General features: G+C 61.8%; 12 protein-coding genes, 1 tRNA gene and 1 pseudogene. 4 read left to right on the top strand and 10 right to left on the bottom strand.

The genetic code is table 11. The features are described from left to right. Nucleotides 1-153, top strand: a pseudogene (locus tag GTP77_RS14505) (IS30 family transposase); the annotation flags it as partial. Between the two features lie 31 nt (nucleotides 154-184). Here the strand turns inward: GTP77_RS14505 and GTP77_RS14500 are convergent. From GTP77_RS14500 to GTP77_RS14490, 3 genes are all read right to left on the bottom strand, one after another. Further along, nucleotides 185-652 carry a hypothetical protein gene (locus GTP77_RS14500; RefSeq protein WP_161072862.1) on the bottom strand — a complete coding sequence of 156 codons (468 nt, stop codon included), beginning with the start codon at nucleotides 650-652 and terminating at the stop codon, nucleotides 185-187. Nucleotides 653-783: 131 nt separating this feature from the next. Next, nucleotides 784-1,059 carry a hypothetical protein gene (locus GTP77_RS14495; RefSeq protein WP_161072861.1) on the bottom strand — a complete coding sequence of 92 codons (276 nt, stop codon included), beginning with the start codon at nucleotides 1,057-1,059 and terminating at the stop codon, nucleotides 784-786. An 870-nt stretch (nucleotides 1,060-1,929) separates the two neighbouring features. After that, nucleotides 1,930-2,014: transfer RNA gene (locus tag GTP77_RS14490), tRNA-Leu, on the bottom strand. 123 nt (nucleotides 2,015-2,137) lie between these two features. Here GTP77_RS14490 and GTP77_RS14485 point away from each other — a divergent pair. Beyond that, a complete protein-coding gene (locus GTP77_RS14485; protein ID WP_161072860.1) occupies nucleotides 2,138-4,099 on the top strand; it encodes an APC family permease in 1,962 nt (653 codons plus the stop codon). Here GTP77_RS14485 and GTP77_RS14480 read toward each other — a convergent pair. Next, the gene (locus GTP77_RS14480; RefSeq protein WP_161072859.1) at nucleotides 4,096-4,566 is read right to left on the bottom strand and encodes a GNAT family N-acetyltransferase; all 471 of its coding nucleotides are present in this window, start codon (nucleotides 4,564-4,566) and stop codon (nucleotides 4,096-4,098) included. The genes GTP77_RS14485 and GTP77_RS14480 overlap by 4 nt on opposite strands. 179 nt (nucleotides 4,567-4,745) lie before the next feature. On the opposite strand from GTP77_RS14480, the gene GTP77_RS14475 reads away from it, so the two are divergent. Together GTP77_RS14475 and GTP77_RS14470 are read left to right on the top strand one after the other, a co-directional pair. Further along, nucleotides 4,746-5,153, top strand: a complete 408-nt coding sequence (locus GTP77_RS14475; protein ID WP_161072858.1) for a hypothetical protein — start codon at nucleotides 4,746-4,748, stop codon at nucleotides 5,151-5,153. A 136-nt stretch (nucleotides 5,154-5,289) separates the two neighbouring features. Continuing rightward, complete coding sequence (locus GTP77_RS14470; RefSeq protein WP_161072857.1) at nucleotides 5,290-5,679, top strand: hypothetical protein; 390 nt, start codon at nucleotides 5,290-5,292, stop codon at nucleotides 5,677-5,679. 10 nt (nucleotides 5,680-5,689) lie between these two features. Here the strand turns inward: GTP77_RS14470 and GTP77_RS14465 are convergent, their stop codons facing one another. The 6 genes from GTP77_RS14465 to trxA form a co-directional block, all read right to left on the bottom strand. Continuing rightward, entirely contained in the window at nucleotides 5,690-7,600 is a 1,911-nt protein-coding gene (locus GTP77_RS14465) for an AAA family ATPase (protein WP_161072856.1), read from the bottom strand. Nucleotides 7,601-7,790: 190 nt separating this feature from the next. Then, a complete protein-coding gene (locus GTP77_RS14460) occupies nucleotides 7,791-8,534 on the bottom strand; it encodes a substrate-binding periplasmic protein (RefSeq protein WP_228893878.1) in 744 nt (247 codons plus the stop codon). A 51-nt stretch (nucleotides 8,535-8,585) separates the two neighbouring features. Continuing rightward, nucleotides 8,586-10,301, bottom strand: coding sequence for an ArnT family glycosyltransferase (locus GTP77_RS14455; RefSeq protein WP_161072855.1), 1,716 nt, complete (start codon nucleotides 10,299-10,301; stop codon nucleotides 8,586-8,588). A gap of 78 nt (nucleotides 10,302-10,379) precedes the next feature. Then, the gene (locus GTP77_RS14450) at nucleotides 10,380-10,649 is read right to left on the bottom strand and encodes a type B 50S ribosomal protein L31 (RefSeq protein ID WP_161072854.1); all 270 of its coding nucleotides are present in this window, start codon (nucleotides 10,647-10,649) and stop codon (nucleotides 10,380-10,382) included. A 251-nt stretch (nucleotides 10,650-10,900) separates the two neighbouring features. Further along, the gene (gene rho, locus GTP77_RS14445) at nucleotides 10,901-12,163 is read right to left on the bottom strand and encodes a transcription termination factor Rho (protein WP_057153038.1); all 1,263 of its coding nucleotides are present in this window, start codon (nucleotides 12,161-12,163) and stop codon (nucleotides 10,901-10,903) included. A gap of 133 nt (nucleotides 12,164-12,296) precedes the next feature. Next, nucleotides 12,297-12,623, bottom strand: coding sequence for a thioredoxin TrxA (gene trxA, locus GTP77_RS14440; RefSeq protein ID WP_161072853.1), 327 nt, complete (start codon nucleotides 12,621-12,623; stop codon nucleotides 12,297-12,299). Nucleotides 12,624-12,628 lie beyond the last annotated feature (5 nt).

The following is a 12,628-nucleotide window of genomic DNA, read 5'->3' as shown; positions in this document are numbered from 1 at the left end:
ATCAAAGGCGCCGCCAACCGCTCGTCGGTCGGCACGCTGGTCGAACGCACGACCGGCTTTGTGGTGCTCGCCAAGATGGACAACGCCACCACCAAGGCGGTCATCGACAGCTTCTCCGCTGTGCTCAGCGAAATTGACCGCCTGGGCCGTAAGAGGTATCAGTTGGGTTCGATAGTGGCATAAATTAGTCCAGGTAGTGTGAGGAAATTGTAACTTCTTGAACTTCGTTATTAAGAAATTTAATATTTATATCATTAGTGTCACACCCGTCGTTAATCTCATCTTTTACGTCAAAGCTGTTCTTGAGTAAAATTTTGAGAAAAATATCTTTTTTTTGTATTTTTTTTTCGAAATAATTCTTTGAATATTTTGCTGATATAATCACTGGGCCTTTTTCTTTCCTTATAAATCTAACTCGAATGGCTGCCGTGTTATACGAGATTGCGTTGTTGGTAATAGATTTTTCTTGTAAGTCTATTTCGTTTTTTTTCTGATCTATCAATTCAGAAGTCGTCTCATACAGGCGGGCGTAGATAAAGTTGCACATTGCTGTGCGCTGTGCTATCTGTCCATCATCATTTCTGACAGGGGCCGCAAATGCAGGGTTCAAGAAATTGATCGCAGAAATCCAAATAGCTATTTCTTTCTTCATTTTATTTACTTTTATTTTAAGAGCGAGATTCTCATTGCTGCCAATTGAGCAACGTTATCACGGGAATTATGTTGCAATTCTATCAAAAAGTCACTTTTTTCAAATATTTCTCAATACCATTTAGCTAGTTATTAACTTCCTAAGGTGAAGTTACATGCCAATATGCCTGCACTCAAGCGGCCTGAAAAGCGGGCTACTTTTGCAGGTGGGTTTTGCAAGCTGCGCAAGGCACTGATGGCCAAGCGTTTCATGTTGGCCTTGTCGATCACCAGTTTACGTGACACCTTGCCTTCCACGTGCGCCCAGATATGTCGTGTGGGTTCAGATGAGGCGAGTATTCCGCCAGGAAGGTAAGCGTCGCGCCAGCGCTGTCTTGAGCGGTTTGGAAATTTGATCGATGCTGGCATCCCCCTGCTGGTGGGGGCGTCAAATCGGGGAGCTGCTAGCAAGTTGTAGTTTTAAGGCAAGAATTCATCAACTCGGTGGACGGGGATCGGCGATAAGCGTCAGCAGGTGACGCTAGGCTTCGTGGTCGATAGCGTTCAGCTTGGCCCTGCCGATCAACGAGTCGATCGCAGTAGCGCAGCAGTGCCGGCCACAGTTTGAGCGCGTAGAGGACTGTTGACGCAGTGTCGGGCTTGCGTGACAAGGTATCGCGCGTATACGGTTAAGCTCATTGACCAACCGCGCGCTTGACACGTTCTATGGCCTCGCCGAGTGGGCTGAATAAAGGCTTTAATGGTCTCCAATGATGGAAGACTTTCCTCATCGGACTTGCCGGGCAATTCGACTTTTCCGTTTATAAACCATCGCCGAAAAAATTTCGACGGATGGATTAGTCCTGCACCTCAGAAGGGGGGGGGCTTGCCTTTGGCCTCCCTCAGGGGGAGGCCACCTTAATCTGATTGTGGCTCTGGTAGGCGAGCACTGCAATATATGTGTGCAGCCCCAGCTGCCTTATGACCAATCCAGTATCGATGCGACTCACTTACTGAGTATGCCCAGCAGTATGGGCCTGATTGCCGATGGTACCGCCGTTGTAGCTTACGTGGCCCGTTGACGGCATGCCTTAATCCGTTTCTTTCTTCAGCCACGTATCTGACCTTCCATGATAGCGTCACGCTTGCTGCCGTTCGAGAAGTGGAACAGGTACGAGATGACGGTATTTCGACGCAATGGGATGGTATAGAGTGATGCAGTGCAAGAAACAAAAAACCCGCACTGCCTGGAAGACATGCGGGTTCTGAGTGTGGGTGCTGCGGTGAGCTATGCGGTAATGGTGCCCCGGGCCGGAATCGAACCGGCACGAATTTCTTCGGCAGATTTTGAGTCTGCTGTGTCTACCAGTTCCACCACCAGGGCGGCACGGTACGCGCAAGGCATGCATTATAGTCCAGCCCCGCTGAAATTGTAAGCCTGCGCATGGTCCGGCTGTGTCATCATTCTGGCTACCGATGCAAACCGCCCCCAGCGGGCGCCAAAGGCATGAAAAACAAGAAGATACGCGAACTTATCCTCGGCAAGGCGCTCGACCCGATGCGCAGCGAGACCCGCCACTCGATGGCGCTGGTGGCCTTCCTGGCATGGGTGGGGCTGGGGGCCGACGGCCTGTCCTCGTCCGCCTACGGTCCGGAAGAGACCTTCCGCGCGCTGGGCGCGCACACCCACCTCGGCCTGTATATGGCCGTCGCCACCGCCATCACCGTCTTCATTATCGCGCTGGCCTACAACCAGGTGATCGAACTGTTCCCGACCGGGGGCGGCGGCTACCGCGTGGCCACCAAGCTGGTGGGGCCCTACATGGGCCTCATTTCCGGCTGCGCGCTGGTGCTCGACTATGTGCTCACCATCGCCATCTCCATCGCCTCCGGCGTGGACGCGCTGGCGTCCTTCCTGCCGCTCGGCTTCCAGCCCTACAAGCTGTGGGCCGAGGTGTTCTTCATCGGCCTGCTGATCGTGATGAATCTGCGCGGCCTCAAGGAAGCGATCCAGATCCTGCTGCCCATCTTTGTCGGCTTCGTTATCACCCATTTGATACTGATCGTGTACGGCGTCTACGCGCACGCGGAAAACCTGCCCGGCCTGGTGCCCAGCACGCTGAACGAAACCGTCAGCCTGGCGCAGGGAATAGGCTGGACCGGCGTGGCCGGCATGCTGCTGCTGGCCTACTCGCAGGGCGGGGGCACCTATACCGGGCTGGAGGCGGTGTCCAACAACGTCAATCTGCTGGCCGAGCCGCGCGTGCGCACCGGCAAAATGACCATGCTCTACATGGCGCTTTCGCTGGCGGTGACGGCGGGCGGCATCATCATGCTCTACCTGCTGTGGGACGCGCAGCCGGTCGCGGGCGAAACGCTGAACGCGTCCACCTTCAAGAGCATCATCAACCACATGGGGCTGGGCGGGCCGATGCTGAACCAGCTGCTGCTGGCGGTGGTGCTGGCGTTCGAGGCGGGGCTGCTGTTCGTGGCGGCCAACACCGGCTTCCTGGGCGGCCCGTCGGTGCTGGCCAATATGGCGGCCGACTCCTGGGTGCCGCACAAATTCCGCTACCTGTCGACCCGGCTGGTGACGCAGAACGGCATCCTGGTGATGGGCCTGGCCGCGCTGGCCGTCCTGTGGTGGACCGGCGGCAGCGTCACCCTGCTGGTGGTGCTGTATTCCATCTCCGTGTTCCTGACCTTTGCCATTTCCCTGTTCGGCCTGTGCCTGTACTGGGTGCGCAACCGCAAGAAGAACCGGCGCTGGTTCGGGCGCTTCCTGCTGTCGCTGGTCGGCTTCACGATCTGCGCGGGCATCCTGGCGCTGCTGCTGATCGAGCGCTTTGCCGAAGGCGGGTGGGCGACGGCGCTGATCATCGGCGCCATCGCCGCCATGTGCGTGGTGGTGCGCAACCATTACCGTGAAACCAAGCGCGCCATCCATTCGGTGGACGAGGTGTTCGCCAGCCAGCCTTTCGGCAGCAACACAGAAGCGGTGGAGCCGGACCCGCAGGACCAGACGGCGGTTTTCATCGTCGGCAATTCGCGCGGCGGCGGCTTGCACGCGCTGCTGTGGGTGCAGCGCATGTTCCCGGGCCACTTCAAGAATTTCCTGTTCATCAATGCGCGCACGGTCGACTCGCACGCCTACGGCGGCGAAGGCGCGCTGGAGCAGATGCGCAGCGACGCGGAAACCACGCTGGAATACTTCGTGGACTTCTGCCACAGCCACGGCATGGCGTCCTCGTCCTATCTCGGCTTCGGCACCGAGGCGGTGGAAGAGGTGACGCGCATGTGCGAAGAAATCAGCAATGAATTCCCGAACGCGATCTTCTTTACCAGCAAGCTCATTTTCTCCTCCGACAACTGGTTCACCCGCGCCCTGCACAACCAGGCCTCCCTCGCCATCCAGCGCCGCCTGCACCTGGAGGGCTTGCAAATGGTGATTTTGCCGATGAAGGTCTAGAAGCCGGGCATCAGCTTGCGCATAGTGGCGTTGGAGAGCAGTTCGCCGCGGGTGGCGATTTCGTTGCGGGTTTCAATCGTGAAGCCGTGGCGGGCGAAGAAGGGCTCGGCGGTCAGGCTGACGTCGGAGCGCAGCACGGCGATGCGGCGCTCGGCCGCCAGCCCGAACAGGTGCCGCAGCAGCGCCTGGCCGATGCCGCGCCCTGCGTACGGCGGGGCCACGAAGAACATGTCTATATAACCGGACGGCTGCAGGTCGGCGAAGGCGGCCAGCGCGCCGTCCAGCTCCACCACCCAGCTCTGGTTGGCGCGCATGCGCTGTTCCCACAATGCGGCATCGTACTGCTCCGGCGCCCACGCGCGCAGCTGCTCGGCCGTGTAGTGGCGGCTGGCGAGGCCGTGCACGGAGGCGTGGAAGATGGCGCGCAGCTGGGCTTCTTCGCCGCGCCGGTAAGGTCGGATCTGCATGCGCTTATCTTACTCCGCCGCTTCACCGCCTGTCCGTGCGGACTGCAGTTCGCCCCCGCAAATCCACCGTTTGTCGCGCGCCGGCTGCGGCGCGAAATCCGCTTTGCTATTGTGAACCTGTCCCCGCTAAAACGAGAACAGCGGTGACCACCAGGTCAACCAGCATACGGAGAAGCATCATGAAAAAAGCATTCGTCGCAATGGCAGCAGCTGCCGCCCTTTCCATCTTCGCCAGCGGCGCCATCGCCGGCCCGCAGGTCGTTGGCGACAACGCCGACAGCGTGCAGATCAAGCGCAGCGGCTACAAGCTGGCGCCTGCCGAGTTTAACGAGTACGCCAATCTGTTTGTGCTCGACAGCGGCAGCAAGATCAAATTCTCCAGCACCGTGAATCGCTACTACGCCGAAGTGCCGGGCGAGTCGCGCACCGAGATGTATCCGCAGGCGCCGGGCGTGTTCAAGACCGCCGCCGGCACCCGCATCGAGTTCCGCGAAGGCGGCGACGTGGTTGCCATCGACAACCTGGAACGCCTGCCGATGGCGCACAAAATGCCCGCCACCGGTGTGACGGTACTCGCCCGCCGTTAAAGCGCGCCTTTACCTAAGGGCTATCAGCTGGTGTGCAGGGATAGAAATAATCAGTGCAATTGCAAGTTACGCTCTGCCGCATGACTGCTAGTATGGAGTGATGCGGCAGCGGCCTATCCGCTGATTGGAGTGCACCATGAGAGTCTATTTTGGCGCCGCCGTTTGCGCGGCCCTGTGGCTGGGCATGCCCGGCGCTTATGCTGATCCGCAGGCGGACAGCGTCCAGATCAAGGCGCCGCAGACCATGCGGCTGGCGCCCGGCGAGTTCGATGAGTACGCGTCTTCCTACCTGTTGAGCAACGGCCAGCGCATCGCGTTCTCGCAGCGCGGGCAGCGCTATTTCGTGCGCCTGGATGGCGAGCCGAGGATGGAAATACTGCCGCGCGCGCAGGGGGTATTCACCACCTTCTCCGGCGCGCGCATGGAGTTCGGCGATCGGGGCAACGCCATCACGATACGCAATTACGAGCGGCTCGTGACCAGTGTTGCGCTGCCGGCCGATACGGTGATGATGGCGTCGCGCTAGCGTTGCCGGCTTACGCGGCGCGCTGCAGCGGCGCCGTGTCCAGCCGCTCTTCCAGCAGCGCGAAGATGTCGTCCTTCGACAGCACGTAGCGTTCCAGCAGCTCGTCCTTGATGGATTCCATGGCGGCGCGGTAGTCGCCGATGGCGCCCAGCGTGTAGCTGTAGAGCTGGTCGGCTTTCGCTTCCACCTGCACCAGCGTGTGCTCGCCGCCTTCGCGCTTGAACTGGCTGTAGTCCAGCTTGGAGCGCGTGTACATCGACAGCTGGTTGACCATGGTGTCGAGCAGGCGCGTGGCTTTCTGGATGTCGTTCTGGCTGCCGACGGAGATGCCGCGCGCGCCGTAGAACAGCTCTTCCGCCGCCACGCCGCCGTACAGCTGGATCACGTCCTGTTCCAGTTCTTCCAGCGTGCGCAGCGCCATGTCGTCGCCGGCCGACAGCACATAGCCCAGCGCGCCCAGCTTGGACACCGACTCGGTGCTGATCTTGAGCAGGTGCGATTTTTCCTTCACCTCGTGCAGCGGCAGGCCCTGGCGCAAATAGGGGTCGATCTGCATGAAGAAGTGGCCCAGCTCGTGCAAGGCGATGCGCTCGCGCTGGCGGGTTTTCTCGGCCGTGGTGGCGCGGTCGGTCAGACCTATGGTGGCGCGCTCGAAGGCGCGGAACATCAGGTCCGTGTCGATGATCTTGCCTTCCTGGATGGCGATCATGCTGGCGCGCTCCACCACCGTTTCCAGCAGCGCCGGGCTGAGGTTGGCGGTGATCTCGGCCACCTGGTCCAGGTCCAGCTTGTGCCAGTCCACGCAGCCTTCCTGCTTGCGCTTGAGGAAGGACTCGAGCAGCTGCGCGCGCTCGCTCTTGTTCGGCAGGCGGAAGTTGATCTTCACCGAGAAGCGGCGCAGCATGGCCTCGTCCATCTGCGAGCTGCTGTCGTCGAAGTTGGAGGCCACCACCCAGATCACGTGCGCGCCTTCTTCCTTCTTCACGCCGTCCAGCAGGCCGAGCAGGGTGTTGGCGGTGTCGTCTTCCCATTTCTTTTCGCCGCGTCCGCGCGGCATGAACAGGGTCTGCGCTTCATCCAGGAAAATGATGCAGGAGCCGCGCGCGCAGGCTTTCTTGTACAGCGCGTTGAGCGCCTTGGAGCCGCCGCCGATATAGCCCGATTCCAGCGCCGAACCCGAGGCCTGGATCAGCGGCATGTTGAGGCGCTTGGCCAGGTAGCCGGCCAGCTTGGTCTTGCCGGTGCCCGCCGGGCCGGTCAGCATCACGTTGAAGGGCTTGTCGATGTTGTGCGACTGGTAGACGCGGCGGTTGCGTATCATGTCTTCCAGGTGCAGCACTTCCTGCTTGATATCGTCCATGCCGATCAGGTCGTCCAGGCTGCCCTTCAGCTGGTCCGGCGTGATCACGCTGGCGTTCATGCCCATGCCGGGCAGGCCGAACTTCAGCCCCAGCAACAGCAGCAGCACCACGGTGATGTCGAAAGCGTGGCGCTGCAGGAAGTCGCGCGCGGGCGCGAGCGTGCCGCCGTCGTCCTGCAGCACCGCCTTGTGGCTGGCCAGCCAGTCCTCCTGCGCGATGCCGTAGGGAATGGCGTTGCGCAGCAGCACTTCGCGCTCCAGGCTCAGGTGGGAGGTGCTGGGCACTTTCACCACGTGCAGCTCGGGCGCGTCCTTGAACTTGTAGATGTAGCGCGGCGCTTCCGACAGCGGCTTGGCCACCAGCAGGTAGTCCAGGCGCGCGCGCTGGCCGGCCAGCGCGGTGATCTCGGCGATGTTCTGCGAACGCAGCACCGGAGCGCCGTCCTGCTCCACATTGCTGCGCCAGGCGGCGATGGCGATGGCCAGCACAATGACGGCCAGCAGGGCGACACGGACCCAGGTGTTCCTGAGCGCGAGCTGAAGCTTGTAGATGTTGAACATGGTGTTGGACTCTGCGGACTGCCGGCGGGCTGGGGCCGGGATGTCGTATGGGGCTGGGCGCAGGGTGGGGCGGAACCAGCATTGCTAGCCAGCACTATAGCGTGCCCTGCCTGTTTTGTGTGCAGTTTGCGCGAGAAAAAACTCTGCCCGGCGACATGTGGACAGCTTGATAATTCCTTGATTACAAGGACTATTTTTGTTTTTCCAACTGGGTGTACTTGCGTTCCAGGCGGATGAAGGTGCCGTCGCGGCGCATGCTGTCCAGGGCCGCGTTCATCTTGTCGGCCAGCGCGTCCGGCAGGGCCGGGTTGCAGGCCAGGTAGACTTTCACCTTGTGGAAGCTGAGCAGCGGGGCCAGTTCGCCGCGTTCGATGGCGGGGAATTGCGCCAGCACATTGCTGCCGGCGCGCATGCCGATGGCCCACAGGTCTATGCGCCCGAGCAGCAGTTTCTTGGGGTTGGAGGCGTCGTTCTGCACCGGTTCCACGTTGAAGCCGCGCGCGCGCAGGAACTCGTCGCGCGCGTCGCCGTTGTAGGTGCCGATGCGCAGCGGGCGGGCGTCCTCCAGCGTGCGCAGCGGGAAGCTGTGGTCGGTGCGGCCGATGAACACCCATTCGGCCTCGTCGGTCGGGCCTATCCATTTGAATTGCTGCTCGCGCTCGGGCGTGCGGGAGGTGGAGTAGACGCAGGTGTTGGGCTGGCGCTGCGCCATGGTGTAGGCGCGCTTCCAGGGCAGGATGTCGATCTGGTAAGGCACGCCGGCGCGGGCCAGCAGCTCGCGCACTTTGTCCGTTTCGCGGCCGGTGACCAGCTCGCCTTCCTTCCAGCTGGCGGGCGGGCTATGCTCGCCGGCAATGAACAGCGTTTCCGGCGGGCCTGCATAAGCCTGCGCCGCGCTGAAGAACATTGCCAGTAAAGTAATTCTCATTGCCATGAAGACTCTCGTGATTGAGCACAGCATAGCATGCTGCCCGCGCGCAATCCCTTACTGCACGCGGCGGTACAGCCTGAACCGCTCCTGGCGGTCGGAGGCGCGGCGGCCGTCCCAGATCTGCTCCCAGTGCGGCGCGCGGTACTGCGGCGCCAGCTCCTGGCTGTCCTCGATACGGATGTTGTCTTGCAGCAACAACAATGGGCAATCCACGCCCGGCTTGCCGAACGGCAGCTTGCCGAAGTAGACGAAGGCGGCGCGCTGGGCCGGGGCCACATTGGTTTCCACGCAGCCGACGCCGGCCGGCAGCGCGGCGGCGGCCTGGCGCGCCACGGTGGCGTAGCTCTTGCTGTAGTTGGCGGCCGGCAGGAACAAGGTCATGGCCAGCACCCAGACCAGGATCAGGCCGCCGGACGACAGCACCACGGCGCGCCACAGCACGGCGGGCTGGCGCGACAGGCGCCAGTGCACCAGCAGGAACCAGCCCACGGTGGCGCAGAAGGCCACCAGCACGGCCGGCGTGTGGAATTCGGGCGTGAAGCCGGGCACCAGCTTGAGCGCGTTGTGGGCCGCCTTCGCGGGCCAGCCGGTCAGCATGGCGCTCCAGAACACCCACAGGATGGCGGCGCACAGCGTCAGCACCATGACGGAGAACCAGTCGATGGCGTTGATGGCGCCGCGCTTCATGGTCAGCAGGCCGAAGGCGGCCATGATGGCCAGCGGCGGCAGCAGCAGCAGCAGCTGGCCTTGCTCGGGCGCGGGGTGGAACAGGGCCAGCAGCGCGGCCATGCTGGCGAAGGTGACCGGCACCACGATGTGCAGCACGCGGGTCTGGCGGCGCCAGGCGTACACGGCCCAGGCGGCGAAGGGCCAGGCCGGCCAGAAGAACCACACGCCCACGCGCAGGAAATAGGCCAGCGACTGCAGCGACGGCAGGCTGATCTGCGCGTAGTTCCATTGCATCCAGGCGGCCAGCTGCGCGCCGCCGTGGCTGAGCACGGCGGGCAGCAGCCACGGCAGGGTGGCCAGCGCGCCCACGGCGGCGGCCACGGCCAGGTCGCGCAGGGTGCGGCGGGCCGGCATGGCCAGGAATTGCGCGCACAGGAACAGGGCCAGCAGCAGGAAAGCCGGGGCCAGCCAGCCGCGCGCCAGCACCATCAGGCCGAGCGCCAGGCCGATCAGGGCGGCATTGCGCAGCGAAGGCAGCTCCATGTAGCGCACCGAGCGGTACAGCAGCAGCGACAGCAGGGCCACCTGCAGCGGCTCGGCGGTGGTGACGTGGCTCTGCACCAGCAGGCCCAGGCAGCCCAGGTAGATCAGGCTGGCCGCGTCGGCCAGGGTGCGGCCGAAGTCGTCCGGCGCCGGCTGGCCGCCGAAGGCCAGTTTCAGGGGCTGGGCGTCCTGGCGGCGGCCCAGCGCGAAGGTGACGTACCACAGCGACAGCACGCCCAGCAGGAAGACGAAGATGGTGGACACGCGCGCGGCCAGCACGTCGCCGAGCAGCCAGCTGAACAGCTTGATGCAGGCGGCGCCCAGCCAGAACGCCAGCGGGCCTTCGTCGGGCATGGGCAGGCCGGCGATATTGGGCCACAGCCAGTCCTGCAGGCCGCCTTGCGCCATGGTCCACATGATGCCGAAGCTGGCCGCGTCGTCGCTCTTCCACGGCTCGCGCCCGATCAGTCCCGGCAGGATGTAGAGCAGGAACAGGGCGTAGATGGCCCAGCGGGGCAGGGCGAGCGTGGCGGCGGCGGGCAGACGGACAGGCTTCATCGGCAGGGGCGCAAAAAGGAATGAGTATGAATGAAAAAAAGGCAGCCGTAGCTGCCTTTTTTCGTGCATGGAGGCAGATTAGCCTGCTGCAATCGCGGTCTTGGAACCGACTTTGCCGAATTTCTGGCGGAATTTTTCCACGCGGCCGGCGGTGTCGACGATCTTGTGCTGGCCAGTGAAGAATGGGTGCGATTCCGAGGAAACCTCGATCTTCACCAGTGGGTATTCTTTGCCTTCGTGCGTGATGGTGTCACGGGTGCCGATGGTCGAACGGGTGATGAATTTGAAGTCGCACGACAGGTCGTGGAACACAACTTCGCGGTAGTCTGGATGGATTTCTGGTTTCATGTGCTTCTCTCTGTGGTTTGGTAGCCAAACAGCACTTCGTCGGTCGTCCAGCTTCTTGACCCGATTGCCGCTCACTTGCCGGTGGTTAAAAACAACCGTCGATTATACAGCGGATAAAAAAAAGCGGCAAGCCGGAGGGCTGTGCCACTTTTTGTCATGTGCCGTATTGGCGGGTTACGCGCTGCGCGCTAACCCGCCCTACGCATGGCGAGACCGTAGGGCGGGTTAGCGAAGCGTAACCCGCCATGGCCTTAGCCGCCGCGGCGCATCATGTCGAAGAATTCCAGATTGGTCTTCGTGGCCTTCATCTTGTCGAGGATGAACTCCATCGCTTCGATCTCGTCCATCGAGTACAGCAGCTTGCGCAGGATCCAGATCTTCTGCAGCTGGTCGGCCTTGATCAGCAGTTCCTCGCGGCGGGTGCCGGACTTGTTCAGATTGATCGCCGGGTAGACGCGCTTCTCGGCCAGGCGGCGCTCCAGGTGCACCTCCATATTGCCGGTACCCTTGAATTCCTCGTAGATCACGTCGTCCATGCGCGAGCCGGTTTCGATCAGCGCGGTGGCGATAATGGTCAGCGAGCCGCCTTCTTCGATATTGCGTGCCGCACCGAAGAAACGCTTCGGACGCTGCAGCGCGTTGGCGTCCACACCGCCGGTCAGCACCTTGCCGGAGGCAGGGATCACGGTGTTGTAGGCGCGCGCCAGGCGGGTGATCGAATCCAGCAGGATGACCACGTCTTTTTTCATTTCGACCAGGCGCTTGGCTTTTTCCAGCACCATCTCGGCCACCTGCACGTGGCGGGTGGCCGGCTCGTCGAAGGTGGAGGCCACGACTTCGCCGCGCACCGAGCGCTGCATCTCCGTCACTTCCTCTGGACGTTCGTCGATCAGCAGCACGATCAGGGTCACGTCCGGGTGGTTGGCGGTGATGGCGTGCGCAATGTGCTGCAGCATGACCGATTTACCGGATTTCGGCGAAGCCACCAGCAGGCCGCGCTGGCCCTTGCCGATCGGCGAGATCAGGTCGACGATGCGGCCGGTGATGTTCTCGGCGCCGTTCATCTCGCGCTCAAGGCGCAGCGGCTCGTTCGGGTGCAGCGGCGTCAGGTTCTCAAACAGTATGCGGTGCTTCGAGGCTTCCGGCGATTCGCCGTTGACCTTGTCTACCTTGACCAGAGCGAAATAGCGCTCGCCGTCTTTCGGCGTGCGCACTTCGCCTTCGATCGAATCGCCGGTGTGCAGATTGAAGCGGCGGATTTGCGAAGGCGAGATATAGATGTCGTCGGTCGACGCCATGTAGGACGCGTCCGGCGAGCGCAGGAAGCCGAAGCCGTCCGGCAGCACTTCCAGTGCGCCGTCGCCGAAGATCTGCTCGCCGGATTTGGCGCGCTTCTTCAGGATGGCGAACATCAGTTCCTGCTTGCGCAGGCGGGCCGCGTTGTCGATGTCCAGGCCGATCGCCATCTCCAGCAGAGCGGAGACGTGTAAGGCCTTGAGTTCAGATAGATGCATATGTGTGAGTGTCCCGTGACGGGAAGAAAAAGGTAGGGGAGGGAACTGCGTGGGGTTGATCAAAGAGGGAACTGGTGTGGCCCATTTCCCGGCCAAGCAGGCGGTGCTGCGGGCGCAGCGCCGCCTATCTTACTTAAATATTGCTGTCGATGAAAGAGGTCAGCTGGCCTTTTGCCATCGCGCCGACTTTTTGCGCCGCTGGCACGCCGTTCTTGAACAGGATCAGCGTTGGAATGCCGCGGATGCCGAACTTGGCCGGAATGGCCTGGTTGGAGTCCACGTCCAGCTTGGCGATGGTCAGCTTGCCGTCGTATTCCTTGGCGACTTCTTCCAGGATGGGAGCGATGCTCTTGCAAGGACCGCACCATTCGGCCCAGAAATCGACCAGCACAGGCCGGTCGGATTTCAGCACGTCGGCTTCAAAGGATGCATCGGAAATGTGTTTGATATTTTCGCTCATGTTTT

The organism is Pseudoduganella aquatica (assembly GCF_009857595.1).
Taxonomy (GTDB): domain Bacteria; phylum Pseudomonadota; class Gammaproteobacteria; order Burkholderiales; family Burkholderiaceae_D; genus Rugamonas; species Rugamonas aquatica_A.
The sequence above is the reverse complement of the archived record's forward strand: the minus strand, read 5'-3'. Positions and strand labels throughout refer to the sequence as shown.